At 69.3% G+C, this 26,891-nt stretch carries 22 protein-coding genes and 1 pseudogene; 15 read left to right on the top strand and 8 right to left on the bottom strand.

What is annotated here, in order from left to right; all coding sequences use genetic code 11:
- Positions 1-26 precede the first annotated feature (26 nt).
- Positions 27-503, bottom strand: a complete 477-nt coding sequence (locus ADX84_RS16550) for a globin domain-containing protein (protein ID WP_049575151.1) — start codon at positions 501-503, stop codon at positions 27-29.
- Between the two features lie 402 nt (positions 504-905).
- Here ADX84_RS16550 and ADX84_RS16545 point away from each other — a divergent pair, with 402 nt between their 5' ends.
- The 6 genes and pseudogenes from ADX84_RS16545 to ADX84_RS16520 all read left to right on the top strand — a co-directional run bounded on the left by ADX84_RS16545 (position 906) and on the right by ADX84_RS16520 (position 6,711).
- The gene (locus ADX84_RS16545; protein ID WP_049575148.1) at positions 906-2,108 is read left to right on the top strand and encodes a lactonase family protein; all 1,203 of its coding nucleotides are present in this window, start codon (positions 906-908) and stop codon (positions 2,106-2,108) included.
- Positions 2,109-2,277: 169 nt separating this feature from the next.
- Positions 2,278-2,901: a biotin transporter BioY gene (locus ADX84_RS16540; protein WP_049575145.1), complete on the top strand. Its 624-nt coding sequence runs from the start codon at positions 2,278-2,280 to the stop codon at positions 2,899-2,901.
- Positions 2,901-3,593 carry an energy-coupling factor ABC transporter ATP-binding protein gene (locus ADX84_RS16535; RefSeq protein ID WP_049575141.1) on the top strand — a complete coding sequence of 231 codons (693 nt, stop codon included), beginning with the start codon at positions 2,901-2,903 and terminating at the stop codon, positions 3,591-3,593. The genes ADX84_RS16540 and ADX84_RS16535 overlap by 1 nt, the downstream gene beginning before the upstream one ends.
- Positions 3,590-4,213, top strand: coding sequence for an energy-coupling factor transporter transmembrane protein EcfT (locus ADX84_RS16530; RefSeq protein WP_049575138.1), 624 nt, complete (start codon positions 3,590-3,592; stop codon positions 4,211-4,213). The genes ADX84_RS16535 and ADX84_RS16530 overlap by 4 nt, the downstream gene beginning before the upstream one ends.
- A gap of 96 nt (positions 4,214-4,309) precedes the next feature.
- Positions 4,310-5,266 (top strand): annotated as a pseudogene (locus ADX84_RS16525) (serine hydrolase); the annotation flags it as partial.
- A gap of 164 nt (positions 5,267-5,430) precedes the next feature.
- Complete coding sequence (locus ADX84_RS16520) at positions 5,431-6,711, top strand: hemolysin family protein (protein ID WP_049575135.1); 1,281 nt, start codon at positions 5,431-5,433, stop codon at positions 6,709-6,711.
- A 101-nt stretch (positions 6,712-6,812) separates the two neighbouring features.
- Here the strand turns inward: ADX84_RS16520 and fabG are convergent, their stop codons facing one another.
- Positions 6,813-7,571, bottom strand: a complete 759-nt coding sequence (gene fabG, locus ADX84_RS16515) for a 3-oxoacyl-ACP reductase FabG (protein WP_049575132.1) — start codon at positions 7,569-7,571, stop codon at positions 6,813-6,815.
- A gap of 317 nt (positions 7,572-7,888) precedes the next feature.
- On the opposite strand from fabG, the gene ADX84_RS16510 reads away from it, so the two are divergent.
- Together ADX84_RS16510 and ADX84_RS16505 are read left to right on the top strand one after the other, a co-directional pair.
- Complete coding sequence (locus tag ADX84_RS16510; protein WP_049575129.1) at positions 7,889-8,386, top strand: ATP-binding protein; 498 nt, start codon at positions 7,889-7,891, stop codon at positions 8,384-8,386.
- A gap of 265 nt (positions 8,387-8,651) precedes the next feature.
- On the top strand, positions 8,652-9,488 hold the full coding sequence (locus tag ADX84_RS16505) for a helix-turn-helix transcriptional regulator (protein ID WP_049575125.1): 837 nt from the start codon (positions 8,652-8,654) through the stop codon (positions 9,486-9,488).
- 187 nt (positions 9,489-9,675) lie between these two features.
- Here the strand turns inward: ADX84_RS16505 and ADX84_RS16500 are convergent, their stop codons facing one another.
- The 5 genes from ADX84_RS16500 to ADX84_RS16480 all read right to left on the bottom strand — a co-directional run bounded on the left by ADX84_RS16500 (position 9,676) and on the right by ADX84_RS16480 (position 14,520).
- Positions 9,676-9,909: a DUF397 domain-containing protein gene (locus ADX84_RS16500; protein ID WP_017543722.1), complete on the bottom strand. Its 234-nt coding sequence runs from the start codon at positions 9,907-9,909 to the stop codon at positions 9,676-9,678.
- A gap of 316 nt (positions 9,910-10,225) precedes the next feature.
- Positions 10,226-11,224, bottom strand: coding sequence for a metal ABC transporter substrate-binding protein (locus tag ADX84_RS16495; RefSeq protein WP_049575122.1), 999 nt, complete (start codon positions 11,222-11,224; stop codon positions 10,226-10,228).
- Between the two features lie 101 nt (positions 11,225-11,325).
- Positions 11,326-11,997 (bottom strand): TrkA family potassium uptake protein, encoded by a 672-nt coding sequence (locus ADX84_RS16490; RefSeq protein WP_049575119.1) that lies wholly within the window; start codon positions 11,995-11,997, stop codon positions 11,326-11,328.
- 38 nt (positions 11,998-12,035) lie between these two features.
- Complete coding sequence (locus ADX84_RS16485; protein WP_053107305.1) at positions 12,036-13,325, bottom strand: TrkH family potassium uptake protein; 1,290 nt, start codon at positions 13,323-13,325, stop codon at positions 12,036-12,038.
- Positions 13,326-13,608: 283 nt separating this feature from the next.
- Entirely contained in the window at positions 13,609-14,520 is a 912-nt protein-coding gene (locus tag ADX84_RS16480) for a cation diffusion facilitator family transporter (RefSeq protein WP_049575116.1), read from the bottom strand.
- A 167-nt stretch (positions 14,521-14,687) separates the two neighbouring features.
- On the opposite strand from ADX84_RS16480, the gene ADX84_RS16475 reads away from it, so the two are divergent.
- The 3 genes from ADX84_RS16475 (at position 14,688) to ADX84_RS16465 (ending at position 19,254) form a co-directional block, all read left to right on the top strand.
- Entirely contained in the window at positions 14,688-15,038 is a 351-nt protein-coding gene (locus tag ADX84_RS16475) for a helix-turn-helix transcriptional regulator (RefSeq protein ID WP_199776618.1), read from the top strand.
- A 568-nt stretch (positions 15,039-15,606) separates the two neighbouring features.
- Positions 15,607-18,843 (top strand): efflux RND transporter permease subunit, encoded by a 3,237-nt coding sequence (locus tag ADX84_RS16470; RefSeq protein WP_199776620.1) that lies wholly within the window; start codon positions 15,607-15,609, stop codon positions 18,841-18,843.
- Between the two features lie 231 nt (positions 18,844-19,074).
- Positions 19,075-19,254: a hypothetical protein gene (locus tag ADX84_RS16465; protein ID WP_049575108.1), complete on the top strand. Its 180-nt coding sequence runs from the start codon at positions 19,075-19,077 to the stop codon at positions 19,252-19,254.
- Between the two features lie 77 nt (positions 19,255-19,331).
- On the opposite strand, the gene ADX84_RS16460 is transcribed toward ADX84_RS16465, so the two are convergent.
- On the bottom strand, positions 19,332-19,799 hold the full coding sequence (locus tag ADX84_RS16460) for an ATP-binding protein (protein WP_199776617.1): 468 nt from the start codon (positions 19,797-19,799) through the stop codon (positions 19,332-19,334).
- Between the two features lie 631 nt (positions 19,800-20,430).
- Here ADX84_RS16460 and ADX84_RS16455 point away from each other — a divergent pair.
- The 4 genes from ADX84_RS16455 (at position 20,431) to ADX84_RS16440 (ending at position 26,874) form a co-directional block, all read left to right on the top strand.
- Complete coding sequence (locus ADX84_RS16455; protein WP_049575103.1) at positions 20,431-22,047, top strand: family 2 glycosyl transferase; 1,617 nt, start codon at positions 20,431-20,433, stop codon at positions 22,045-22,047.
- Positions 22,048-22,655: 608 nt separating this feature from the next.
- Positions 22,656-23,666 carry an ABC transporter permease gene (locus tag ADX84_RS16450; protein WP_049575100.1) on the top strand — a complete coding sequence of 337 codons (1,011 nt, stop codon included), beginning with the start codon at positions 22,656-22,658 and terminating at the stop codon, positions 23,664-23,666.
- Positions 23,667-23,751: 85 nt separating this feature from the next.
- Positions 23,752-24,660: an ABC transporter permease gene (locus ADX84_RS16445; RefSeq protein ID WP_049575096.1), complete on the top strand. Its 909-nt coding sequence runs from the start codon at positions 23,752-23,754 to the stop codon at positions 24,658-24,660.
- 15 nt (positions 24,661-24,675) lie between these two features.
- Positions 24,676-26,874, top strand: coding sequence for an ABC transporter ATP-binding protein (locus tag ADX84_RS16440; RefSeq protein ID WP_049575093.1), 2,199 nt, complete (start codon positions 24,676-24,678; stop codon positions 26,872-26,874).
- Positions 26,875-26,891: the final 17 nt, after the last annotated feature.

Below are 26,891 nucleotides of genomic sequence, written 5' to 3'. Positions count from 1 at the left end.
GGGGGGGGGGGTGGGGTGGGGCCGCGTCAGCGCCGTCGGTGGGACGCCCGTGCGGGGTTCGGGGCCTCTTCGGCCCCGGCGATCATGTTCGCGGTGATCCACTGGTAGACGAGCACCCAGGCCGAACTCATCGAGGACGACCAGGTGGGGGAGACCTCGCTGACCGCGCGGACCAGGGCACGGCCCACGTGCGGGTAGTGCTCGGGCAGCACACCGAGTTCGATGCGGTGCTGTCGACCCAGGCGGCGCAGGTAGTGGGCGACCTCGTCGGGGCTGTCGAGATGTCGCACCACGGACAACAGGGCGTCGGCCATGCGCTGCTGCTGGGGCTTGATGTCCTCGGAGAACATGCCCCGCACCTCGGGGACCATCGAGAAGAGGTTCTCGTAGAAGGACCGGGCCAGACGCGTGGAGCCCTCGGGGATGTCCACACAGGACTGGCGGACCAGTTCGATGATCTCCTGGTCGGGCAACGGCACTTCGGACAGGGAGCGATGGGTCAAGACGGGTCCAGACTTCAGGTGAGCGGGGAGCCACGGAACGCGATGGGGGAGCCGTGTACCGAGGTTCGGGTTCCTCTGGCTGTGGTCTTCCTCCGCGGGGGCGCACGCGATCCCGCGGGTGCAGCGCCGAAACGGTTTCCGTTCGCGGCCTCGCCGAGGCCCGGAACCCGGAGACGAAAAGGGCAGGTCGGAGTGAGGGGGACCTGACCACCGTGAATCGGGCTGTCGAGGAGGAACTGTAACAGAAGGGCTACGTGAGACAGGGGTTTCTCTCTGTAACCCCAGTTGGACCGGGCCCCTGGGCCGACCCGCGCGTCCTTCCCCGCCGACGACGGGGGCGGTAGCATTCCCGCCGTGGTCTGGACCACGATCCTGCCCGAGGCGACGGAAACGAGACACCCTGTGGACACACCACGACGGCTCCTGCTCGTGGGGACCTACACGCCCGACTCCGACCCGCCCGGCAAGGGCGAGGGCGTCCACCGTGTCTGGTTCGACCCCGAGACCGGAGAACTGACCTCGGACGGCGTCGCCGCCCGTACGACCGGACCCTCGTTCCTCGCCTTCCGGCCGGACCCTCCCACGGTGTACGCGGTCAACGAGCGGGCCGAGGGCTCGCTCACCGCCTTCCGGGTGCACGGCGACGCCACACTCACCGAACTCGGCTCCGTGCCCACCGGCGGAGGCTCGCCCTGCCACGTCCGCTACCTGGGCCCCGAACGGGTGGCCGTGGCCAACTACGCCGACGGTGTGGTGACCCTCCAGCCCACGGGTGAGGACGGAGCTCCCACCGGACCCCGCCGCGAACTCGCCCACCGCGGCCACGGACCGGTCTCCGACCGCCAGGAGGGGCCGCACGCGCACAGCACCGCCGTGGTCCTGGACTCCGACGACCCCCGCCTGCGCTACCTGCTCGCCGCGGACCTGGGCACGGACGAACTGCGCGTGTACCACTACCCCACCCCGCTCAACGAGGAGAACCAGGGCCCGGCGCCCGCCATCGACGAGGGCCTCCTGGGCACCGTGCGCCTGCCCTCCGGAACGGGACCCCGGCACATGGCGGTCAACGGCCGCCACGTCTACGTCGCCGGAGAACTGGACTCCCGTGTGCACGTCGTGCGCTGGAACCCCCGCAACGGCACGGGGGAGCACCTGGGGTCCGTGCCCGCCGTGGGCGACCCCCTCCCTGACAACTTCCCGGCCGAGATCGCGCTCCACCGGCTCAAGGTCGAGGGCCGTGAGATCGCCGACGGCGACGCCCTGCCGATGACCACCACCTACGAGGGGCGCGTCTACGTGTCCAACCGCGGCGCGGACGCGGTCTCGACCTTCGCCGTCCGCGACGAGGGCGCCCGCCTGGAGCACCTGGCCGACACCCCCGTGGGCGCCTGGCCCCGCCACTTCACCGTGGTCCGGGGTCACAACGGACAACCCGACCACCTGGTCGTGGCCGCCCAGAACGGGGACTCCCTGATGTCGCTGCGCATCGACCCGGACACCGGCGTTCCCAGTGACACCGGCCACCACCTGGACCTGCCGGTCCCCGTCTGCGTGCTGCCGGTCCCCATCAAACGCATCCAGCGCGCCGAGGCCGCCCAGGGCTGAGATCGAGGGGGATCCCGGGGCCCGGTGCACCCACTGTGACCCGGGCCCTGGGCGAACCCCTACAACACCCGCGCCGAGCTTCTGTACGCCCCGCCCCCTGCCGGTCGACCCCGCATAACGGACAATGGACGGTGACCCGCTCCCGACTCCTCCCCGAAGGTGACCACGCATGCCCACCACCGTGACGGCCCACGTCCGCTACCGGGGACTCACCGCGCGCGACCTCGCACTCGTCGCCGTGTTCGCCGCGCTGATCGCCGCGCTGAGCGTCACCGTCGCCATCCCCATCGGGCCGGTGCCGATCACCCTCCAGACACTGGGCATCATGCTCGCCCCCAGCCTCCTCGGGTGGAAGCGCGGCAGCCTGGCGATCGCCGCCTTCCTGGCGCTCGGACTGGCCGGGCTGCCGCTCTTCGCGGGCGGTCGCGGCGGGCTCTCCGTCCTGGCCGGGCCCTCGGCCGGGTTCATCGTGAGCTGGATCTTCGCCGCCCTTGTCATCGGCTTCCTCACCGACCGCATGGTGGCGCACGGGAGGTACGGATTCCTGCGGGGCCTGCTCATCAACCTGCTCGGCGGGATCGTCGTCATCTACGCGATCGGCGTCCCCTGGATGGCGGTGGTCCTCGGGGACGGCGCCCTCGCCGCCGCCCTGTCCATGGCGGTCTTCCTTCCGGGCGACATCGTCAAGGCCGTGGCGACCGCGGCGATCGCCAGCGCCGTCTTCCGCGCCTACCCGATTCCCCCGGCGGGCCGCCCGGTCATCGACGACCGGGTCTCCCAGGAGAACGACTGATGCTGCGCCTCGAAGGAGTCTCGCACTCCTACGACGGCCGCGCGGTGCTGCGGGACGTCGACCTCGACCTGACCGAGCACCGCATCGGTGTGATCGGGGCCAACGGATCGGGCAAGTCCACCCTGGCCCGCACCCTGAACGGCCTGGTGCTGCCGGACGCGGGCAGGGTCTCGCTGGGGGAGTGGGACACCCGTCGGCACGCGAAGCAGGTCCGGCGCAGGGTCGGGTTCGTCTTCTCCGACGCCGCCAACCAGATCATCATGCCGACCGTCGCCGAGGACGTGGAGATCGGACTGCGCTCCCTGAAGCTGGGCAGGGAGGAGACCGCCCGCCGCGTGGACGAGGTCCTGGAGCGGTACGGGCTCGGTGACCACCGCGACCACCCCGGACACCTGCTCTCCGGAGGCCAGAAGCAGCTCCTCGCGCTGGCCTCGGTCCTGGTGACCGGGCCCGAGATCCTGGTCTGTGACGAACCCACCACCCTGCTCGACCTGAGCAACACCCGCATGGTGCACCGCACGTTGGCCGGGCTCGAACAGCGGGTCGTCCTGTTCACCCACGACCTGGACCTGCTCTCCGGCTTCGACCGGGTCCTGGTCATGGCCGAGGGCCGGGTGGCGTTCGACGGAGCCCCCGGGGACGCGGTGACCTTCTACACCAAGCTCATGGACCAGGCGGACGGCGCCACGTGAGCGCGATCGGTCTGTACGTGCCCGGCACGGGCCCGCTGCACCGGATCCCCGCCGGGCCCAAGCTCCTGGGTCTTCTGGTGGTCGGCGCGGCGCTGCTGGTCGCCGGCGACCCGTGGGTGTCCCTGGGTGCCCTCGCGGCGAGCCTTGTCGTGTATCCGCTGGTCGGCCTGCACCCGCGCCGGGCCCTGGGAGTCCTGCGGGCGCTGTGGCCGTTCCTCCTGGCCATCGGGACGTTCCAGGCGTTGTTCGGCGCCTGGGAGGAGGGGCTCCGGCTCTGCGCCCAGCTCGCCACCCTGGTGCTGCTGGCCAACTCCGTCACCCTCACGACCCGTGTGCGGGAGATGCTGGACCTCTTCGAACGCCTCGCCCGCCCGCTGCGCCACGTGGGCGTGAACCCCGACCGGGTCGCCCTGGTGCTCGCGCTGACCGTGCGGTCGATCCCGATGGTCGCCACCGCCTGGCGAGCCGCACGGGAGGGGTACCGCGCACGCGGCCTGTCCGGGCGGCCCCACCTGCTGGTGGTGCCGGTGATCGTCCAACTGCTCCGGATGGCCGACGCCACCGGTGAGGCCCTGGTGGCCCGGGGAATCGACGAGGAAACCCGCCTGGGAACGGACTGACCCACCGGTACCGATTCGGTATCGGACGGGTGATTCGCGCTGGTTGTCCGGGAATAATGGCCGTGAGACCCCCTCAACGGTGCAACCGGTGATCGTGTGCCCCGGCCTCCCTCCACCGATCGACGAGCCCGGTCCGTCGCGACCGCCGTCCTCGTCGCCCTCCTGATGGGCACGTCCCTGCCCGGCGCGCTCCCCGAGATCGAGGCAGTGCCCCCCGGGAGCGCGCGGATCGCCCAACTGGCTGCCCCGCCCCGGCAGCCGCCCACCATCGCGCTGGGAGGCACGGCCCTGCCCCCGGACGAGCGGGCCGCCCTGACCGAACGCGTCGAGGCCCTCGACGCCGAGCACGCGGCCGAGTTCGGGATCGCGGTCCAGGACCTGCGGACCGGCACCACCTTCAGTCACCAGTCGCACCAGCGGTTCCCCACCGCGAGCGTCGCCAAGCTGACCATCCTCACCATGCTCCTCATGAACGCCGAGGAGGAGGGCCGCGCACTCACCGAGGACGAGCTCGACCGGGCCGAACGGATGATCAGGTACAGCGACAACTCGGTCACCGACCTCCTCTACTCCCGGCTCGGCTTCACCGACGGGTTCCGCCGTCACTCGGAGCGCCTCGGGTTCACCGGCACGGGACCCGACGCGGGTGGGAGCTGGGGCGCCACGAAGACCACCGCCGCCGACCAGGTCCGCCTGCTGCGCGCCCTGTACACCGACGAGGGGCCGCTCTCCGAGGACGACCGCGCCCACGTCCGCGGGCTCATGGAGTCGGTCGCCCCCGAACAGGCCTGGGGAGTCTCCGCGGTCGCCGCCCCAGGGGACACCGTGGGGGTGAAGAACGGCTGGACTCCGAACGGGTCCGACGGCGGCACGTGGATCATCAACAGCGTCGGACACGTCCGCGGACCCGACCGCGAGTACCTGGTGGCGGTCCTGTCCGACGGACACCCCGGCTACACCCAGGGCATCGAACTCGTCGAGGAACTGGTCACCGAGGTCACCGAAGCCATCGAGGCCACGCCTGGCCCCCGCGACGACCTCGCTCCGGCCACCGACCCTCACTCCGAACGTGGGGCAGCGGTCGGCACCGGGTGCCCGGGCCCCCGACAAAGAGCGCGGACCACGGTGCGTGGAGGGGGCCCGAACAGCACGTTGTGTCAGGGTGAGGAGACGAGGGGTAATGATCCACGGGTCCACCACTGGGGAGACGGCGGAACATGGATGGCTACGGGGTACAGCTCGGGTTGGTTCTGGCCCTGGTCCTGGTCAACGCGCTCTTCTCGGGCAGTGAGATCGCACTGATCACCCTGCGCGAGGGGCAGGTCAAGCAGCTGGCGGCACGCGGGGCGGGCGGCAGGGCCGTGGCCCGCCTGGCCGGAGACCCCAACCGCTACCTCGCCACCATCCAGATCGGCATCACCCTCGCGGGGTTCCTCGCCTCCGCCACCGCCGCCGTGTCCCTCGCGCGTCCGCTCGTCGAACCCCTGGGCTTCCTCGGTGCCGCGGCGGCCCCGGTGTCGGTCGTCCTCGTCACGGTCGTCCTCACGTTCGTGACGCTCGTGCTGGGGGAGCTCGCGCCCAAACGCGTCGCGATGCAGCGCGCCGAGACCTGGGCGCTGGCGGTCTCCCGCCCCCTGGACCTGATGGCCACGTTGTCCCGCCCGGTGGTGTGGCTGCTGAGCGCGTCCACCGACCTGCTGGTGAGACTGACCGGCGGTGACCCCGCGGCCGCCAGGGAGGAGATCTCGGAGGAGGAGCTGCGGGACATGCTCGCCTCCCAACGCGGCATCACCCAGGAACAGCGCACCATCATCACGGGTGCGTTCGAGATCGACGACCGGCGGCTACGCCAGGTGGTCGTGCCGCGCGGGGAGGTGTTCACCATCCCGGCCGGGACGCCGACCGACGACGCCCTGGGGATGCTCGCCGAGCACGGGCACTCCAGGGCGCCGGTGGTGGCCGAGGCAGACCTGGACGAGGTCCTCGGCGTGGTGCACTGGTCCGACCTCGTTCGGGGCTCGGGAAGCGTACGTGAGGTCGCTCGGGAGCCGATGCTGCTCCCCGACTCGCTGGTGGTGTCCCTGGCCCTCGAACGGATGACCGAGGAACGCGCGCAGCTCGCCGTGGTGGTCAACGAGATGGGCTGGATCGAGGGGATCGTCAGCCTGGAGGACCTGCTGGAGGAGATCGTCGGGGAGATCTACGACGAGACCGACACCGACGTCCGCGTCGTCCGGCGGCACGAGGACGGGTCGATGACGCTGCCGGGTACCTACCCGGTGCACGACCTGTCCGACCTCGACCTGGACCTCCCGGACCCGCCGGAGGGCGACTACGTCACCGTGGCCGGGTTGATCCTCGCCGTGCTGGAGCACATCCCCCAGAGGGCGGGGGAACGGGTGGACTTCGGCGGTTGGACGGCCGAGGTGGCGCAGACCAACGGCAGGACCATCACCGAGGTGCTTGTTCGCCCGAAGCCGGAGGGACCGCACTCCTAGCGCCCCGGCGTCGGAAGCGGGATGGCCGGTTCCGGCCACGTGAATCACGAAGGGCGGGCGCCCCGCCGAAAGGGGACACCCGCCCTGTGGCGCGGGACCGGTCAGTCCAGGGGGCCGCCCGCGACGTACAGGACCTGCCCGGACACGAACCCGGTGTCCTCACCGGTGAAGAACGCGACGGCGTTGGCGATGTCCTCCGGGTAGCCGACCCGCTGGACCGGGATCTCGGCCGACTTGAAGGCCTTCATGTCGTCGTAGTCGATGCCGATCCGCTCCGCGGTGGCGCGGGTCATCGCGGTCTCGACGAACCCGGGGGCGACCGCGTTGCAGGTGACGCCGAACTTGCCCAGCTCAACGGCGAGGGTCTTGGTGAAGCCCTGGAGCCCGGCCTTGGCCGCCGAGTAGTTGGCCTGGCCCCGGTTGCCCAGCGCGGAGGAGCTGGACAGGTTCACGATCCGGCCCCACTTGGCGGCGGTCATGTGCGCCTGGGCGGCCCTGCTCATCAGGAACGATCCGCGCAGGTGCACGCCGAGGACCGTGTCCCAGTCGTCGGTGGACATCCTGAACAGCAGGTTGTCGCGGAGCACACCCGCGTTGTTGACGAGGATCGCGGGCGGGCCGAGGCGTTCGGCGACGGTGTCGACCGCCGCGGCGACCTGGTCCTCGTCCGAGACGTCGCAACCCACCGCGACGGCCGTGCCTCCGGCGTCGGTGATCCGGTCCGCGACCTCCTGGGCGTCGGACTCCCTGAGGTCCAGCACGGCGACGGCTCGGCCCTCACGGGCCAGACGCTCGGCGGTCGCGGCGCCGATACCACGGGCCGCGCCGGTCACGATCGCCACACGAGGCGTTGGGGACATGGTGTTACCTCCGTAATTCGTGTGCTGGGCGCTGGGGAATCCTATCCACATGCCTACCGGTCGGTACGTCCCCGGGTGGTGGTTGCGCCGCACTTGCGAAACACCTGGGTAACGCCTGCGCGACAGCTCTTCGATACCTCCCACCTGCGCAGCGGCAATCCTTTCGGGTTCGTGTCCGCGTTTGCCTGCACTTTGTCGGGGCGTGGCCTACGATTGCCTCCAACGCCGAGATGCACGTGCATTCGGGTCGTGCACCGGCACGGGCCTCCCCATTCGTCGGCGGCCCGGCGCGAAGCGTCAGTGAGGAGTTGAAGGGCATGGAGTGTGCGGAGGTGGTGGCGAAGCCTACCGGCGCCTGGTGGCTCAGGGTCCTGACCCACGGTTCGCGTCGTTGGAACACCCCGGTCTGCGGAGACCGGCACGACGCCGTCACGTGGACCTTCGAGCCCCGTCCCAGGGCGGTGGCCGCCGCGCGCGAGATTTCCGCGGCCCTCCTCCTCGAATGGCGGATGGAGTACTTGTCCGGTGATGTGGCGGTGGTCGTTTCCGAATTGGTCACCAATGCGGTACGGCACGGTGGACCCCTGGCCTTGACCAGGCAGGGCGAAGCCGGTATTCAGCTGTCCCTCATGCGCAGCGGCGGTGAATTCATCTGCGCTGTTCGGGACGGCGGAGATCGCTTGCCCCACAGAAGGGAAGCGGAGCCGAGCATGGAGGGTGGCAGAGGGCTTGCCCTGGTGAGCGCTTTCGCGCGAGAGTGGGGAGTGATTCCCACGCCGCCCGGCGGAAAGTTCGTTTGGGCGCAATTCGTGTGAGTCGATGACACGGCCCCCGTTCTCGGGGGCCGACCGCTTGGCGGCCCCCGGAAGATGTCCACCCAGCGATCCGACGTGTCGCAGGGGTTGACGGGACCGATCCGTGGGCCGGGCGGGACGCGGGCTATATCGTGTACGTGTAGTGTCCGGACCGCCCGGCAAAGGGGTTCGGTCGACCCGATACCCTTGTTCGGAGAATGACAGAGAGGCGGCGAAGGTGGATATCGCTCAATTGCGTCAGGGGAGTGGACCCACCGTGCGTCGCATGCTCCTCGGGCACCAGCTGAGGAAGCATCGGGAGCGCAGCGGCCTCACGCGCGAGGCGGCCGGTGAGAAGATTCGCGCCTCCGCCTCCAAGATCAGCCGCATGGAACTCGGCCGGGTCGGATTCAAGGCCCGTGATATCGAGGACCTCCTGAAGTTGTACGGCGTCACGGACCGCAAGCTGCTCAAGCAATTCCGGGAACTGGCCGCCGAATCCAACAAGCCCGGTTGGTGGAAGGAGTACGGCGACGCCCTCCACAAGTGGTTCATCCGCTACGTGGGCTTCGAGGAGGCAGCCGACCAGATCCGGATCTACGAGTCCCAGTTCGTACCCGGCCTGCTCCAGACCGAGGAGTACGCCCGCGAGATCATCTCCGGCGGGGTCGAGACGGACATGGTGACCGAGCAGCGAATCCAGGCCAGACTCACCAGACAGAAGCACCTGGAAGCCGGGAAGAAGATGTGGATCATCCTCGACGAGGCGGCCGTGCGCCGTCCCATCGGGGGCAGGGAGCGCGGCCCGGCGATCATGGGCGGCCAGCTCCGTCACCTGATCCACCTCTGCGAGAACCACGAGAACGTCACCCTCCAGATCATCCCCTTCGAGGTGGGCGCGCACGCGGCGGAGGCCGGTTCCTTCACGCTGCTGCGCTACTCCGAGTTCGAACTCTCCGACATCGTCTACCTCGAACAGCTCACTGACGGCGAGGTCATCGACAAGCCCGCCACGGTGGAGGCCTACACCAAGGCCATGACGCGGCTCAGTGTCTCCGCCGCCACCCCCGACGAGACCCTCTCCTTCCTCAAGGACATGTTGAAGGACCTCGAAGGCAACTGACACCGGTACCGAGGGCGCCCCCCGCCCGGCCGGTCCACACACGCGTGAAGGGCTCCGTCCGTTTCGGACGGAGCCCTTCGGTGTTCGTGGAGGCCCTGCGACCTGGGAGAGAGCAAGGGTGAGGCGTACCAGGCCGTGGCTGACGCACCGCCCCGGGGTGCGCCGATCAGGAGCCGGGGAACACGTCCTAGCCGAGCAGGTTGTCGAAGTCGCCGTCCTTGGCGCCCAGGATGAGGCAGTCGATCTCCTCCTGGGTGTAGACCAGCGCCGGTCCGGTCGGGAAACGCGAGTTGCGCATGGCGATCGAACCGTCGTTGAGGCGGGCCATCTCGACGCAGGCACCCTGTGAGTTACTGCGCTTGGCCTTCTGCCAGGAGGCCTCGGTCAGCTCGGTCGCGCGGATGCCGTTGTGTGCGGTCATGTTCGTCTAGCTCCTTGGTCTCTCTGAGGGGATGTGCGTACCGATGCACTACCAGATGCACGTGCATCGGACTGACACTCTTCCGAGCATAGCGTGACCATCGCCACTTGTCCGGGGCTTTGTGAGGATGTAAGCGCCATGTAATCGAGATGCCTTCAGTGCCTGATCAAACCCATTCCAATGCAGGTCAGGCCCTATGTGACAATCGCGGAACCGTTATTGGAAAGGACGCTCCGCGTCGAATGTCCTGTGGTAGCAAAAGGCCCCGCCGGTCATCCGACGGGGCCTCGTTGGGGGGTGTGCGCACCCCCTCGACTCACTCGCAGGAGAGCGCGGCGGTCAACGCGTCCAGGTTACCGAGCATGATCGACGGGTAGTCGTCGCCGGGCGACCGGTCGGTGACTCCCTCCAGCGGATCGAGCACCTCCACCCGCGCGCCGGTCTCCGCGGCGATGGTGTCGGCGGTGGCGGCGGGCATCAGCGGTTCGGTGAAGATCGTCGTGATGTCGCGCTCCCTGACGACGTCGGTGATCGCGGCGATCTGCGCGGGGGAGGGCTCCGTCTCGGGGTCCACTCCACTGACCCCGATCTGCTCCAGGTCGTACTGCTCGGTGAGGTAGGTGAAGGCGGTGTGGCCGACCACCACCTCGCGGTGCTCGCAGGTGGCGAGGCCGTCCTCGTAGGCGTCACCGATGGTGGAGAGCTCGCCGACGACGCGCTCGGCCCCCTCCTGGTAGCGGTCGGCCCCCTCGGGGTCGATCTCGCCCATCCGCTCGGCCAGGGCCTCTGCGGACTCCTTCATGAGCTCCACGTCCAGCCAGAAGTGCGGGTCGAGGTCGCCGTGGTCGTGACCGTCGTCCTCGGCGTGCCCCCCGTCCTCCCCGTGGTCATGGCCGTGGTCATGGTCGTGATCGTGGTCGTCGTCCGCGCCGGCGGCCGGGCGGAGCTCGACGACGTCGGCCACGTCGAGAGCGGCCTCCTCCGCCTCCTGGCTGACCGCCTCGTCCACGGCGGGCTGGAGCCCCTGGACGTAGAAGGCGATGTCGGCCTCACTGACCTCGGCGATCTGTCGGCCGGTCAGCTCCAGGTCGTGCGGTTCGGTGCCCGGCTCGGTGAGCTGGACGACGGCGACGCCGTCGCCACCGATCTCCTGCGCCAGCCACTCCAGCGGGTACACGCCGGTGACGACGGTCAGGTCCGCGTCGGCGGGGGAGACACTGTCCTCGTTGGTCCCACCTCCGCCGGTTCCGCACCCGGTGACGATCAGGAGTGTGGTGGCGCCGAGGGCGGCGGCGCGCGCGATGGGAGTTCTCATGGACCCATCATCGGGAAAATGAAAACGGTTGTCAATTTGTCTGCTTTGTGGGAAAGCTCCTGGTCAGCCACGACTCCGCCCAGGTGATCGCCGAGCCCCGCTCAGGTGCTCTCCGCGAACCGCTCCACATCGTCGGTGCGGCCGGCCACGACGATCACGTCGCCCTTGTGGAGGACGGTCTCCTGGGTCGCGTAGGTGAAGGACGCCCCCACCCGTTTCACCGACACCACGGTGATCCCGAACTGCTGTCGTACCCGTGTCTCCCGCAGCGTCCTGCCCAGCAGCGACTTCGGCGCCCGGGTCTTGCCCAGCGCGAAGCCCGAGTCCAGCACCACGTAGTCCAGCATCCGCCCGGAAAGCAGGTGCGCCACCCGCTCGCCCATGTCGTGCTCGGGCAGCACCACGTGGTCGGCGCCGACCTGCTCCAGGATGCGCCCGTGCCTGCGGTTGGTCGCCTTCGCCCAGATCGAGGGCACCCCCATGTCCACCAGCAGGGACGTGGCGAGGATGCTCTCCTCCAGGTGGCTGCCGATCGCCACCACCGCCCGCGCGTACTGGGCCGCGCCGATCTGCCGCAGCGCCTCCTCGTCGGTGACGTCGGCGACCACCGTGTGGGTGAGCGCGTCGGCGTAGGTCTGCACCAGGCGGGGGTTGGAGTCCAGGCCGAGCACCTCCCAGCCGCGGTTGACCAGTTCCAGCGCGAGCGAACTCCCGAACCGGCCGAGGCCGATGACCAGCACGCGCTTGTCGTCTGATCTGTCTCGGTGTGGCATGTTCTCTCTCCTCCGGGGAAGTGCCGAGTGGGTCCGGCTCAACCGATGACCGGCCGGGCCTCGGCGAGTTCGTAGCGGCGGTGCCGGTCGCGGAAGGCCAGGGCCGTCACGAAGGTGACGGGCCCGATCCGACCGGCGACCATCAGCACCGCCATCAGGTACTGGTTCCAGGGCGCGAGATCGGGGGTGATCCCGGTGGAGAGCCCCACCACGCCGAACGCGGACACGACCTCGAAGAGCACCTGCATGAGGGAGTACCGGGTGGCGTACAGCATGAGCAAGGTGCTGGCCGCGACCACGGTCGCGGACAGGAACACCAGGCTCAGGGCCTGGCGGATCACGTCATAGGGGAGCTGACGGCCGAAGACGTGCACCCGGTCGTGCGCGCGGACCTCGGCGAGCACCACCAGGAAGATGACCGCGAGGGTGGCGACCTTGATCCCGCCCGCCGTCCCGGCACTGCCGTTGCCGACGAACATCAGCATGATGGTCAGCAGCAGGGTGGAGTCCTGCATCTCGCCGGTGGGCACGGAGTTCAGGCCGCCGCTGCGCGGCATCACCCCGGCGAAGACGCCGTCGGTGATCCGGGCCCACCAGTGCAGCTGCCCGAGGGTGTGGGGGTTGTTCCACTCCATCGTGGTGACCAGCAGCGCTCCCACCACGAACAGCAAGCTGGTGGTGGCGACGGTGAGCTTGGTGTGCAGGGTCCAGCGGCGCGGGGTGCGCAGCTGGCGCCGCAGCTCCAGCAGCACGGGGAAGCCGATGCCGCCGAGGATCGAGGAGAGCGCGATGGGGAAGAGGACGAACGCGTCCCCGGAGAACCGGACGAAACTGTCGGGGTACAGGGACATCCCGGCGTTGTTGAACGACGAGATGGAGTGGAAGACGCCGGAGTAGACGGCCTGGCCGAAGGTGAGGTCGTAGCCCAGCCACATGCGGGGGGTGATCAGGAGGAAGGTGATCGCCTGGCAGACCAGGAAGATCGTCAGGACCCGGCTCACCAGCCCGCGCACGTCCCCGACCCACAGGGTGCGCATCTCGGCCTGCACGTTGAGCTGCATCCGGAGCCCGAACCGGTGGATCACGGCGGTTCCGAGCAGTGAGGCCAGGGTCATGATGCCCATGCCGCCCGCCTGCATGAGCGCCAGCACCACGCCCTGTCCGAACCCGCTCAGGTCGTCACCGATCGAGACGACGCTGAGCCCGCAGACCGCGAGCGCCGAGGTCGCCGTGAAGAAGGCCTGTTCGAAGGGGAGGCCGCGGCCGTCCGTCGTGGCCCACGGAGTGCTGAGGAGCAGTGCACCGACCAGGTCGACGGCCACGAACATCAGCAGGAAGACCCGCGCGGGCTTGAGCCAGGCGCGGGGCTCCCGCGTGACGTGTCGTGTGGTGGCCGGGCCCCGGTTCCGTACCGCTCCCCGCAGTGAGAAGGCGCCGCGTGCGAACCATCGCAGCGCCCTGGGGCGACGGCGTGCGGGCGGTGGGTTCACCGTTGACGTGCCTGGTGTTCGGGGCTGCGTGACACGGGCTCTCCTCGCTCGGGGACCCACGCAATTCTGCCAAAGCCACGCGGTCCGGGCACGCCGCCCCACCGCGAGGAGGGGGAGCCCCTCAGGGGTGCCGGGCGCCCTCGTGGTCGGCGTGGCCCGGCGGTTCCAGCTGGAGGGTGGAGTGTTCCACGTCGAAGTGCCCGGTCAGGCACTCGTGCAGTTCGTCGAGCATCTTTCCGGAGTCCCTCAGGTCGTCCTCGGCGACCACCACGTGCGCGGACATCACGGGGACCCCCGAGGTGATGGTCCAGGCGTGCAGGTCGTGAACGTCGATGACGGCCGGGTGCCCCATGAGGTGCGCGCGGACCTCGCTCAGGTCCATGCCCTTGGGCGTGGCCTCCAGCAGGATGTGCACGGCCTCCTTCAGCAGCGCCCACGCGCGGGGCACGATGATCGCGGCGATGCCCAGGGAGACCAGGGTGTCCGCCTGCTGCCAGCCGGTGAGCCACACGATCAGCCCGCCCACGATCACGCCGACCGAGGCCAGGGCGTCGCTCATGACCTCCAGGTAGGCGCCCTTGACGTTGAGGCTCTCCTTGGCGCCGGAGCGCAGGACGAACAGCGCGACGATGTTCATGACCAGGCCGAAGGCGGCGACGGCCACCATGCCGAGCCCGGACACCTCGGTGGGCTCGCTGAGCCGCTTGACCGCCTCCATCACGATGAACGCGCACAGGGCGAACAGCACGATCGCGTTGACGGCGGCGGCGAGGATCTCGGCCCGTTGGAAACCGAAGGTGCGCTTGCTGGTCGCGGGACGCGCGGCGATCCACACGGCGGCCAGTGCCAGGGCGACCCCGAAGGAGTCGGTGACGGTGTGTCCCGCGTCGGCGAGCAGGGCGAGGCTGCCGCTGAACACGGCGCCGGTGACCTGAACGACGGCGACGACGAGCATCAGCCCCAGGACCAGGGCCAACTTCCTGCTGTTGGCGGCCCCGGCGGTGATCGGGCCGTGGTCGTGTCCGGCGCCCATGGGTTCCCTCCTCGGTTCGGCGAGCGGTGGCGTCGCCACGCGTCGCGGCGGTCTGCTGCGGCGGGCCCGGGTGATCAGCGGGCCCGGGTGTTCCGGTCAAACAGTTCAGCCTTCACTGTTTATACAGCGTGGGCTGTCTATACAGCAAACGATGTACAATGATTTTCATGTTGACCTCCGAGCAGCGCCTCTCCGCGATCCAGCGTCTCGGCCGTGCCCTGTCCGACCCCACTCGGTGCCGCCTCCTCCTGGCCCTGCTGGAAGGGGCCGACTACCCCGCCGGGCTCGCCGACCGGCTCGGCCTCACCAGGCAGAACGTGTCCAACCACCTCGCGTGCCTGCGCGACTGCGGACTCGTCAGGACCCAGGCGCGCGGACGCCAGGTCAGCTACGAACTCGTCGACGCGTCCCTGGCCCACGCTCTGGAGGACCTCCTCGGTGTCGTCTGGGGTACCACGCAGCCCCACATGACCCTGGACTCCCAGGGGGAACCAGGGGAACAGGCGCCGGTCGTCTGAGTCACCGCGCCGCGCCGTCGTACGCCCCCGGTCCACAGGGAGGGCCACGGCCTCCCGGCGAGTTTCGGTGGGCCGGAAACAGCCATGTGATGTCCGTTACAGGAATCCGTGGGTTCTGAGTGCACGAACACACACTTCGGGATGGGTGACCCGCGACTTTCCGCGGACGTCCCTAACTTTGGTCGGACGGGACCCTGACAGAAGGCTGACATGTCCCTGAGAGATCCCTGAACTCCCTTGTTCCGCTCAACTTCCGATATAACGCGACGTATGGTGAGTGGTGCGCCCGGCGGATGCGCAGCCCCTCGCGGGCCCCGTACCAGGCGGACGAACACCCCGCATCCCCCACACCCACGTCCTCGCGGATCGGCACCGAGACCGCACGGGTGAGCGCGCGCTCGACAACGAACGCCGCACACCCCGGTCCGGCCGTCCCACACTCGGCGAGCTAGGAGCGATCACCTCTCATGTCCAGACAGGCCCCAACGGCCCTCCGCGCGGAACACCCCCCGACTCGGGGCTCCGCCCACCCGGCGGAAGGGACGAACGCGTGAACCGGCTTTCGGTCATGTCGCTCGGCAACCGGGCGCTGGTCCTCCTCATCACCCTGGCCGTCCTGCTCTTCGGCGTCCTCGCGGCGATGTCGTCCAAGCGTGAGCTCTTCCCCGAGATGTCCCTGCCGATGGTGATGGTCTCCGCCCAGTACCAGGGCGCCACACCGCAGGTGGTCGAGGGACAGGTCACCGAGCCCCTCGAACAGGCCCTCCAGGGCGTGGAGGGGGTCGACACCATCACCTCGACCTCCACCACCGGGTCCGCGCAGATCATGGCGGAGTTCGACTACGGCCGCGACCAGGACGCCCTGGTCCGCGAGACCCAGGTCGCGGTCGACCAGATCTCCGGTCTGCTCCCCGACGACGCCTCCACCTCCGTCATGGCCCTGAGCATGGACATGATGCCGGTGATGATGCTGGCCGCCAGCTCCGAGAACGGCGACGAGCAGTCGATGGTCGCGTCCATCGAGAACGTGCTCATCCCGGAACTGGAGTCGGTCCCGGGCGTGCGCTCGGCCAACCTGTCCGGCGTCCCCGAACAGCGCGTCGAGGTCACCCCGGACGAGGACGAGCTCTCCGACGCCGGGATCAGCACCCAGGACCTGGCCGACGCCCTGGAGTCCAGCGGCCTGCTGATGGCGGGCGGCAGCATCGACGAGGACGGCCGCAGCCTGAGCGTCACCACCGGTGACCAGCTCACCAGCCTCGAGGACATCGAGGACGTGTGGGTGCAGCCCTCCCAGGGCGCGGACCCGTCCGCGGCCATGCCCGGTGCCCCGCCGGCCCCGGCGCCCTCTCCCGTGCAGATCTCCGAGGTCGCCGACGTCGAGATGGTGACCGAGGACGCCTCCTCCATCGCCCGCCTGGACGGCGACCCCAGCGTCGCGCTCATGGTCATGGCGACGCCGGACGGCAACACCGTCGAGATCTCCGACGGGGTCCAGGACGTCCTCGACCAGCAGTCCGACCTGCTCGGCGACGACATCAACCTGGCCGTCGTCTTCGACCAGGCGCCCTTCATCAACGACTCGATCACGGACATGTTCGAGGCCGGTGCCTACGGCCTGGCCGCCTCGGTCATCGTGATCCTGGTCTTCATGCTGTCGATCCGCTCCACCCTGGTGGTGGCGGTGTCCATCCCGGTGTCGGTCCTGGCGGCCTTCGTCGGCATGCAGGTGTTCGGGTTCACCCTGAACATGCTCACCCTGGCCGCGATCACCATCGCGATCGGCCGGGTGGTGGACGACTCCATCGTGGTGCTGGAGAACATCCGCAGACACATGGACTACGGCAAGGAACGGATGACCGCCGTCAAGGACGGTGTCCGCGAGGTCGCCACCGCCGTGGCCTCCTCGTCCTTCGCCACCATCGCCGTGTTCCTCCCGCTGGCCTTCGTCGGCGGCATGGTCGGCGAGATCTTCATGCCGTTCGCGGTCACCAGCAGCCTGGCCCTGGCCGGATCCCTGCTCGTCGCCCTGACCATCACCCCGGTCCTGTGCTACTGGTTCCTGCGGCCCGCCGAGGTCGGGGACGCCAGCCGCGAGGAGATCGAGCGAGCCGCGCACCAGCGCGAGATGCGCACCCCGCTCCAGCGGGCCTACCTGCCGGTCATCCGGTGGATCACCACCAAGCGCAGGGTCGCCACGGTGGTCACGCTGGCCGCCTCGGTGGCGATCTTCGGCGGCACCCTCGTCATGGCCGCCAACTCCGAGACGGACTGGCTGGGCGAGGCAGAGGAGAACACCTACACGGTCATCCAGGAGCTCGAACCGGGCATGTCCCTGGAGGCCGCCGATGCCGAGGCCGTCAAGGTCGAGGAAGCCCTGGCCGGGATGGCCTGGATCGAGACCTACCAGGTCAACATCGGCGGCAACCCGATGATGGGCGGGGGCGGCGACCAGATCGACTACACGATCACCGCCGACCCCGACAGTGACCAGCTCCGCAACCGCGACGTCCTGCGGGACACCTTCGACGACCTCGACACCGAGTACCCGCCGCGCATGGACTCCACGGGCGGCATGGGCGGCTCGGGCATCGAGGTCCGCGTGACCGCCGAGGACCAGGACACCCTGGTCGAGGCGGCCGGGATGATCGAGGACGAACTGCGCGGCATCGACGGCGCGGACGACGTCACCAGCGGTATCTCCCAGTCGCAGCCCGCGCTGGAGGTGCACGTCGACGGTGAGGAGGCCGCCGAGTACGGCCTCAACGAGAGCATGGTCGGCCAGACCGTCTCCGCCGCCTTCAACGGCCGCGACGTCGGTGACGCCACCATCGAGCACATCCGCCGCGACGTCGTCGTCCTGGTCCAGGACGCGCCGGGTACCGTGGTCGAGCTCGAGGAGCTGCCGATCACCACGCCCACCGGTGAGGAGATCGAACTCGGCGACGTCGCCGAGGTCACCGAGGTCGAGCAGCCGCCGGAGCTGACCCGCATCGACGGTGTCACCAGCACCACGGTGTCGGCCAACCCCACCGCTTCCGACCTCGGCGCGGTCAGCGTCGAGATCACCCAGGCGCTGGACGGGATCGACCTGCCCTCGGGTGCCACCGCCAGTCTCGGCGGTGTCAGCCAGGACCAGACCGAGGGCTTCGCGCAGCTGGGTCTGGCACTGCTCGCCGCGGTCATCATCTGCTACCTGATCATGGTCGCGACGTTCAAGAGCCTGATGCAGCCGCTCATGCTGCTCATCTCGGTCCCGTTCGCCGCCACCGGTTCGCTGGGCCTGCTGATGCTGACCGGCACACCGATCGGCGCCGCCGCCCTGATCGGCATGCTGATGCTCATCGGCATCGTGATCACCAACGCCATCGTGCTGATGGACCTGATCAACCAGAACCGGAAGAAGGGGATGGGCCTCAGCGAGGCCATCGTCGAGGGTTCGCGACACCGCCTGCGCCCCATCCTGATGACCGCGGTCGGCACCATCGCCGCGCTCGTCCCGATGGCCACGGGCCTGGCGGGCGGCGGAGCCTTCGTCTCCGCCCCGGTCGCCCTCGTGGTGATCGGTGGTCTGGTCACCTCGACCCTGCTCACCCTGATCCTGGTCCCGGTCCTCTACCAGCTGGTGGAGGTGCGCCGTCAGCGGCGCGAGGCCAGGTCGGCCGCCCGTCAGGAGCGGCGCCGCGCCAGGCGCCGTGCCCGGGCGGAGGCGAAGGAGTCGCGCGACGGCACCACGGCCGACGGCGAGACGGGTGACGTCCCGCAGGAGCGGGACACCACCACCGGAGGAACCACAGGGAACTAGCTCCCACCGGTACGGCACCCAACAGGAGGGTGCCCCGCACGCGGGTCGTGCGGGGCACCCTCCTCGCGTTCGTCGGGGCGTCGGACCAGGTCCGGAAGGTCGCGGGAACCCGGGCCCCGGAGTCCGCCGGATGACCGAGAAGCCCTGTGGGTCAGGGGATCCAGGACCCTTCCTCTGTGTCACCGGTATGTCGATTTGTGCTATCCGCCCAGTCCAGGCAGGCTTCCCCCCATGGATGATTCGAAGAAGAGCCTGGATGACCTCGTTCGCGACGAGCTCGGAGACGAGCCCTCGCAGGAGGCCAAGGACTACGCACGCGAGCTGTACGAGCGCTACCGGCTGCCCGCCACGGACACCGGTGTGACCACCGCTGACCCCAAGGGGGCCGCACCGACCACGGCTGACGACTAGGACAGCACACGCCCCCGGCACGGCGACGCACGGACCTCACGACCGGAAACGCCCTGCTCCGGAACCGCACCGGCTCCTCAGCCGGACCGATCGGACTCCTGGTCGTCGCCGTCCCACACCAGCTCGAACCACACCTGACGGCCCCGGCCGTCGTGGCGTGGTTCGGTCCCCCACTTACTGGCGAGCGCCTCCACCAGATCCAGACCCCTGCCGTGTTCGGCGGTGTCGTAGGGATCCCGGTGCTGGGGCGTGGGCGCCTCCGTCGTGCTGCCCAGGTCACGGACCTCCACCCGGGCCCACCCGGGCGCGCGCCGAACGCACACCTCGAACTTTCCGGTGGCGCGGCCCGAGTCGCTGTGCGTGATGGCGTTGGTGGCGAGCTCGCTGGTCAACAGCGTCGCCGTGGTGACCTCCGGTGAGACCGCCAGCTGCCGCGCGACGAACCTGCGCGCGTAGGAGATCTGGCTGGCCAGACCGGGGAAGCGCCGACGCACTGGACGGCCCTCGGTTGTGGATCGGGACGGGGTACTGCTGGACTCTTCCATGGGACTGGCCGGACGTTGGGGACGGTGGAGAGGGGCCGACGCCGTCGGGAGGTGCGCGGGCACTGGTCGAGGGGCTGCGGTCTCACACAAGTGGGTTCACTCCCCGAGGACGTGTGTTCGCGGGCAGGGCCGGACTGGCGCCTGGCCCTGGACGCGTCCATGCCCGGAACGGGTCACGGCGCGGGATGCAGACACGGGGCGAAGCCCCCGGGAGCAGGGAGGGACACGGCTCGGTGCCGCTGGGGACGCGGCACGAGGGCGACGGCATGCGGTGGGGGAGAAGCCGCGGGGCTTCACACGGGACGGTGACGAGGCCGAAGGGCCGGCCGTGGAGGATGGTCATGTGTGGTGTGGGGTGTGCCCTACGACACTGAAGGGCCTAATCGCGCTCAGCATACGCTCCGTGCCTCCTTGACGACCCAGCCGACCTGCTCCGGACAGGGTAACCCCCTCTGAGCTGCCCAAAGAGGGTTCCGCTCGGGTAGGTGGGCCTGACGGGGGTCGGATATCGGCGGGGATACGCGCCGCTGCGCCGGTTCAAGGTCGAATAACGATTTGGTGAAGACCTCCCGAAATTTGCCGCTTGCCTCGGTCTTGCGCGTGGCGCGGATCACCCGAGAAGGTAGGAGGCATGGCCTCGCCCACCCCCGACCCCCTGCCTGTCGGCCTCGGCGTCGAGATCGACCGCGCCGTCCGACTCACGGACGAGGGCCACGCCCTCGTCGGCGGTTCACCGCCCGCTGCCCTGCGTCTGCCTCCCGAGGGCGTCAGCTCGGTCATCCGCTGGCTCAGCGGAGCCACGCCCGACCGCCATGGTGAACGCCGGATCGCACGTGCGCTGGTCGACGCCGGCCTGGCCCACCCCCGGCCCACGTCGGAGGCCCGGCCTCCCGGCGTGCAGGTCGCCGTGATCGGGGCCGAGCGCCACCTCGAACTGGAGGCCACCCTGGACGGGCTCCGGCAGGAGTACCCGGACCTCAGACCGGTGGTGGTCGGCGCCACCTGCCTGGGTGCCCAGGTGGCCCGCGCCAGGGGCCTGCACGTGGTGCCCGGGCCCATGGACGGCGCCGAGGCCCGGGCGGTCGCGCTCAGGGTCTGCGACGCCCCGGTGGTCGCCCTGGTGGACGCCGGGACCCGGCCCGCCCCCGGCTGGCTGGTCACCGCCCTCGGTCACTTCGCCGACCCCGGTGTCGCCGCGGTGGTGCCCCGGGTCCTCGCCGAACGGGTGCGGAGCGGCCCCCGGGGGATGTTTGTCGCCTCCCTCAGCGCGCTCCACGCCGACCGGGGACCCGACCCCACGTCGATCCTGCCCTGGGGACACGGCCCCGCCCGACCCGCGCCCACCCACGGTCCGGCGGCGTCGCCGGAACCGGTGCCCGCCCTGTTCGTGCGGCGGGGCCTGCTCGGCCCGGACCCCTCCCTCGGCGCGACGGCCGACGTGGACCTGCTGTGGCGTCTGGCCGAGCGGGGGTGGACGGTGCGGTACGAGCCCCGGTCGCGAGTGCGCACCGTGCCGCACACGGACCTGCGCTCGCACCTGCTCTCCCGGTTCGAGGCCGGGGCGGCGGCCGGGCCACTGACGCGCAGGCACGGCCGGGGGGTCGCCGGCCCCGAGCTGCCACTGTCCGGCGTGGTCGGACTGGGCCTGGCCCTGTCCGGTCGGCCCCTGGCCGGTCTCGCGGTGTGCGCGCTCGGGGGAGCGGCGACCGCGCGCGAACTGGTTCGGGAAGCCGGGGTCCCGGCCGGGGACACGGTGCGGCCGGTGCTCGTGGACCTGGCCCACACGGTGCGGACCGGAGCGAGGTTCGCGCGGACGGCCCACTGGCCGCTCGTGGCAGCGGTGGCCGTCAGCGGCGGGGTGCTCTGGGCCCGCGAACGCCCGAGCGGCCGTGTGGACCTGCCCCCGGGAGTCCGGCGTGCGTCGGGTACTGGCAGGGACGGGCGGGCGGGGCGTCGGGCGCTGGTCGCCGCCGCCGTGCTGACCGTGCCGCACCTGCTGTCGTGGCGGCGACGCCACGGTGTGGCCCCGGTGGGGCCACTGGCGTGGACCGGTCTCTCCGTCGCCGGTGACGCGGCGCGCTCGCTGGGCACCTGGTGGGGCGCGGTGCGGTCCGGTTCCCCAGCCCCGTTGGTACCGCGTGTCCGACCGCCGGTGTTGGCCACGTCACTCGAATCCGTGCAGGTGGCAGGGGGTGCGGAGGGCGCCGTTCGTAAGACGGCTTCAGGGGCGATGCTTAGCCCGTGTTAACGCGCGTTACCCAAGGTCACCTATTCGGGGGATGCGGCGTGGAACGGAAATCGCCGGAGATCGGGATTTTGGTGACGGATAGTAATGATTGGGCGTGCTGGTCCGGTCTCGGCCGGCGTGCGGAGGGGGGCCGTTTCCGGCGTGTTGCGAACGTTGATCGGTCGGGTGGCGAATCGTCTCGGGGGTCGGTTTTCCGTAAACGACGTTTACGTGATCCGTGCTCGAAATCCACATAGGCCCAGTTCAGTGCGGTTGTGTGACGCAATGGAGTTGAGGTGCTGCGTTGCGTGTCAGGCTTGACAATTGCATGCGAACTTGCTGCCCACATTGCCACCGTTGTCCTTTCTTGATGCGGTGGTTACCGGCAAGTGTCTAGTGATCCCCCAGAATCTTGACATTCCGGTCACTGACCGTGAACTGGAATCCAGTGTGTTTCGGCGGTCACTGGGGGTGATCCCCGCGGTGTCGGCAGAGCTTGGGCGCTTACCCGGACTAACCGATCGGAGCGCGCGAACCTTGCCCGACCCGTGTCACTCCGCGTGCTGGTGACCCACAACAGATCAAGACAGGTCAAGCGCCGGGCTCGGCTGTGAGGTTCGGAGATAGTTTTGGGCAAGTTCCTGGCCAGACGGCTGCTGAACTACGTCGTGCTGATTTTCATCGCGACGAGTTTCGCGTACGTGCTCGCGGCCACCAATCTGTATCCGCGCGGATACTTCGAGCAGATGCAGCCGCCGCCAGAGCCTGAGTTCATCAACGCCCAACTGGACGTCCTGAACCTCAACGATCAGACCCCGATCTTCCAGCGCTACATCACCTGGCTCGTGGGCGACGTCGGCGCGACCGGCCAGATCGGTGGCATCGTCACCGGAGACTTCGGCAAGACCATCCAGGGCGGTGAGGTCTCCTCCCAGATGTGGATGAAGGCCGGTGTGACCCTACGGCTGATCACTGTCGCCACCATCCTCGGCAGCGCGCTCGGGATCCTGATCGGGGCCTACGCCGCGGTGCGCCAGTACCGCCGCTTCGACAAAGCCGCCACCGCCGCGTCCTTCTTCGTGCTGTCGGTCCCGACCGTGGTCATTGCCATCGTCGTCCAGGTCGCCGCGGTCTTCGTCAACGACGCCTTCGGTTTCACGATGTTCCGCTATTCGGGCGAGTACACGGCGGGGTTCAGCGGGGCCTGGTGGGAACTCCTACTCAACCGAGTCCACCACGCGATCCTGCCCACTCTTGTGCTCGCCCTGGCGTTGTTCGCCGCCTTCGCCCGCTACCAGCGCAACATGATGCTGGACGTGCTGGGCTCGGACTTCGTGCGTACGGCGATGGCCAAGGGGCTCACCCGGAGGAAGGCGCTGTTCAAGCATGCGCTGCGTACCGCGCTGATCCCCACGATCACCTACTTCACCTTCACCTTCGGTGCCCTGGTGTCCGGCGCGACCTTCACGGAGAAGATCTACGGCTGGCACGGCATGGGCGCCTGGCTGATCGACTCCATCGCCCGTCAGGACGTGCATGTGGTCGCGGCGGTCTCCTGGTTCATGGCGATCACCATCATGGCGGCGTCCTTCCTCTCGGACATCCTCTACGCCTGGCTCGACCCGAGAGTGCGGGTGTGACTATGACGCACCCGCGAACCCGATCCCACAGCCCCGCCATGCCCCACCCGCGCACCTCCGCGGCAGTCCAGCTGGAGACCACGCCATGAGCACGCCCCAAGAGAGTACGGCGGTCGAAGGGCCGACGATGCCACCGGCCCCGAACCGGCTCAAGGACGTCGTTCGTCAGATGCTGGCCACCCGACGAGTCATCGTCGGCCTCGTCCTGATCGTCCTGCTGGCCCTGTTCGCCTTCGTCGGACCGATCATCAGCGCTTGGGAGGTGGGCCAGCGCGACTACGTGTCCATCCTCAACGGACCCTCACCTGACCACTGGTTCGGCACCAACCGAACCGGCCAGGATATCTTCACTCACACGACGGCTGGCCTGCAGAAGTCGCTCCTCATCGGACTGCTGGTCGCGCTCGGCTCCACCGCCGTCGCCGCGCTCGTCGGCTCCTTCGCCGGATACTTCGGTGGCCTGCCCGACCGACTCCTCATGTGGGTGGCCGATCTCGCTCTGGTTCTGCCCAGCTTTGTCGTCCTCGCCATTCTGTCCCGGCACTTCGTCGGCCAGGGCGGCTGGCTCATCCTGGTCATCCTGCTGGCCGCGTTCAGCTGGATGGTCACCTCGAAGATGGTCCGGGGCCTGACGATTTCGCTCCGTGAGCGCGAGTACATCCACGCTGCCCGCTTCATGGGCGTTCCCTCTCACCGCATCATCCTGCGGCACATCCTGCCGAACATGTCGTCCCTCCTCATCGCGGACGCCACGATCATGGTCAGCGCGGCGATCATCGGTGAGACCGCGCTCAGCTACTTCGGCCTGGGTGTCCAGCCGCCGGACGTCAGTCTTGGTGTCGTGATCGCGGACGGGGCCCCGTTCGCCACTACAGCCCCGTGGGTCTTCATGTTTCCCACGGTCATGCTGGTCGTGCTGGTCCTGGCAGTGAACATGATCGGGGACGGGCTGCGCGACGCCCTCGACCCCTCGTCCAAGTCGCGTCGCTCCTAGGGGGAGGGCACACACATGAGCACCGACATGACTGAAACTCACGCGTCGGAACGGAAAGACCAGACCGGTCACGTCCCGGTTCTGGAGGTCACCGACCTCACTGTCACCTTCGCCGGGCTGAACAACAATCCGGATGTCCATGCCGTACGTGGCGTCAGCTACGCCGTCAACCGCGGCGAGGTGCTCGGCATCGTCGGCGAGTCCGGTTCCGGCAAGTCCGTGTCCTCCATGGCTGCGATGGGATTGCTGCCCGACAACGCCCGGGTCACCGGTTCCGTCCGCCTCCACGGTGAGGAGATCCTCGGGTTGGACGACCGCGCCATGGCCAGGAAGCGCGGCAAGGTCATCTCCATGGTCTTCCAGGACCCGCTGTCCGGGCTCACCCCCGTGTACACGGTCGGCGACCAGCTCGCCGAGGCCGTCCTGGTCCACGATCCCAGGGCGGGCAAGGGCAAGGCGCACGCTCGGGCCGTGGAACTCCTCGAACTCGTCGGTATCCCCAACGCCGCCCAGCGCTACCGATCGTTCCCGCACGAGTTCTCCGGCGGGATGCGCCAGCGCGTCATGATCGCCATGGCCATGGCCAACAACCCCGACGTCATCATCTGTGACGAGCCCACCACGGCCCTGGACGTCACCATCCAGGCACAGATTCTCGACCTTCTGCGCACCGCCCAGGCCGAGACCGGCGCCGCGATCGTCATGATCACCCACGACCTCGGCGTCGTGGCGGGGTTCGTGGACCGCCTCCTGGTCATGTACGCGGGACGCCCCGTGGAGATCGGCGGCGTCGACGAGATCTACTACTCCAGCCGCATGCCCTACACCATGGGTCTGCTCGGTGCGGTACCGCGGATGGACCTTGAGCGCCAGGGCGCGCTCATCCCCATCAAGGGGACTCCGCCCTCCCTGACCAACCTGCCGCCGGGTTGCCCGTTCGCCCCGCGCTGCCCCATCGTCAAGCCAGAGTGTGAGCTCGCCGAGCCCAAACTACTGCGCGTCGGCGGCCAGCCCCCCGCCCACGAGATCCGCGAGGAGGTCGCCGACGACACCGACGGTCACACCACGGTGCACGACACCGGTGTGCAGCGGGTCGCCTGCATCCGCTCCGGGGAGATCGCCGAGAACGACTGGACCGGCCAGGACATCTACCCGATTCCGGAGATTCCCGAGGTTGTCGAGAACGAGGTCCGCCGTGAGGATCGTCCTGAGATGCTGCGGGCTGAGGGCCTCATCAAGCACCACCCGCTGATGAAGGGGTCGGTGTTCAAGCGCCGGGTCGGCTCCGTCTACGCGGTGGACGGCCTCGACTTCGACGTTCGCGAGGGCGAGACCCTCGCCCTGGTGGGCGAGTCCGGCTGCGGCAAGTCGTCGACCCTCATGGAGATTCTCCACCTCCACAAGCCCCAGAAGGGGCGGATCGAGGTCATGGGCAAGGACACCGCCTCGCTCAGCAAGGCCGACCGGTTCGCGATGCGCCGCGACATGCAGATCGTGTTCCAGGACCCGATGAGCTCGCTGGACCCGCGCATGACGGTCTTCGACATCATCGCCGAGCCCCTGCGCACGCACGGCGTCCCCTCCGCTGAGTCCACCGCGCGCGTGTACGAGCTGCTCGAGTTGGTCGGCCTCAACCCCGAGCACGCTGTCCGGTTCCCGTCGGAGTTCTCCGGCGGCCAGCGCCAGCGCATCGGCATCGCCCGGGCCCTGGCCCTGGAGCCGAAGCTGCTGGTGCTCGACGAGCCGGTGTCCGCTCTGGACGTGTCCATCCAGGCGGGAGTGGTCAACCTGTTGGAGGAGCTACAGGCCAAGCTGGGCCTGTCCTACCTCTTCGTGGCACACGACCTGTCCGTGGTCCGGCACATCGCCGACCGGGTGGCGGTCATGTACCTGGGCCGGATCGTGGAGATCGGTGACACCAAGTCGATCTACACCCGGCCCGCTCACCCCTACACCCAGGCGTTGCTGTCCGCGATTCCCATCCCCGACCCCGAGAAGGAACGCGCCCGCACGCACATCGTCTTGGACGGTGACCTGCCCAGCCCCGCAAACCCGCCCTCGGGTTGCAGGTTCCGGACCAGGTGCCAGAAGTTCATCACTCTCTCGGAGTCCGACCAAGAGCAGTGCATGAGCGTCGAACCGCGGATCCTGCCCACCAACGGTGGGGACCAGGGAACGGCCTGCCACTTCGCGGAGCGACAGGACGTGCTCTGACCGCGGTCCGAGACGGC

The organism is Nocardiopsis sp. SBT366, from assembly GCF_001083815.1.
Taxonomy (GTDB): Bacteria; Actinomycetota; Actinomycetes; order Streptosporangiales; family Streptosporangiaceae; genus Nocardiopsis; species Nocardiopsis prasina.
The sequence above is the reverse complement of the archived record's forward strand: the minus strand, read 5'-3'. Positions and strand labels throughout refer to the sequence as shown.

Bases quoted from the DNA above. Each gene is read 5' to 3' on its own strand.
- ADX84_RS16510 (WP_049575129.1), top strand. From the start codon at position 7,889: ATGGAGTGTGCGGAGGTGGTGGCGAAGCCTACCGGCGCCTGGTGGCTC.
- fabG (WP_049575132.1), bottom strand. From the start codon at position 7,571: ATGTCCCCAACGCCTCGTGTGGCGATCGTGACCGGCGCGGCCCGTGGT.
- ADX84_RS16460 (WP_199776617.1), bottom strand. From the start codon at position 19,799: ATGGAAGAGTCCAGCAGTACCCCGTCCCGATCCACAACCGAGGGCCGT.
- ADX84_RS16445 (WP_049575096.1), top strand. From the start codon at position 23,752: ATGAGCACGCCCCAAGAGAGTACGGCGGTCGAAGGGCCGACGATGCCA.
- ADX84_RS16540 (WP_049575145.1), top strand. From the start codon at position 2,278: ATGCCCACCACCGTGACGGCCCACGTCCGCTACCGGGGACTCACCGCG.
- ADX84_RS16470 (WP_199776620.1), top strand. From the start codon at position 15,607: ATGTCGCTCGGCAACCGGGCGCTGGTCCTCCTCATCACCCTGGCCGTC.
- ADX84_RS16440 (WP_049575093.1), top strand. From the start codon at position 24,676: ATGAGCACCGACATGACTGAAACTCACGCGTCGGAACGGAAAGACCAG.
- ADX84_RS16535 (WP_049575141.1), top strand. From the start codon at position 2,901: ATGCTGCGCCTCGAAGGAGTCTCGCACTCCTACGACGGCCGCGCGGTG.
- ADX84_RS16490 (WP_049575119.1), bottom strand. From the start codon at position 11,997: ATGCCACACCGAGACAGATCAGACGACAAGCGCGTGCTGGTCATCGGC.
- ADX84_RS16505 (WP_049575125.1), top strand. From the start codon at position 8,652: ATGCTCCTCGGGCACCAGCTGAGGAAGCATCGGGAGCGCAGCGGCCTC.
- ADX84_RS16520 (WP_049575135.1), top strand. From the start codon at position 5,431: ATGGATGGCTACGGGGTACAGCTCGGGTTGGTTCTGGCCCTGGTCCTG.
- ADX84_RS16485 (WP_053107305.1), bottom strand. From the start codon at position 13,325: ATGTTCGTGGCCGTCGACCTGGTCGGTGCACTGCTCCTCAGCACTCCG.
- ADX84_RS16475 (WP_199776618.1), top strand. From the start codon at position 14,688: ATGTTGACCTCCGAGCAGCGCCTCTCCGCGATCCAGCGTCTCGGCCGT.
- ADX84_RS16495 (WP_049575122.1), bottom strand. From the start codon at position 11,224: ATGAGAACTCCCATCGCGCGCGCCGCCGCCCTCGGCGCCACCACACTC.
- ADX84_RS16465 (WP_049575108.1), top strand. From the start codon at position 19,075: ATGGATGATTCGAAGAAGAGCCTGGATGACCTCGTTCGCGACGAGCTC.
- ADX84_RS16480 (WP_049575116.1), bottom strand. From the start codon at position 14,520: ATGGGCGCCGGACACGACCACGGCCCGATCACCGCCGGGGCCGCCAAC.
- ADX84_RS16455 (WP_049575103.1), top strand. From the start codon at position 20,431: ATGGCCTCGCCCACCCCCGACCCCCTGCCTGTCGGCCTCGGCGTCGAG.
- ADX84_RS16500 (WP_017543722.1), bottom strand. From the start codon at position 9,909: ATGACCGCACACAACGGCATCCGCGCGACCGAGCTGACCGAGGCCTCC.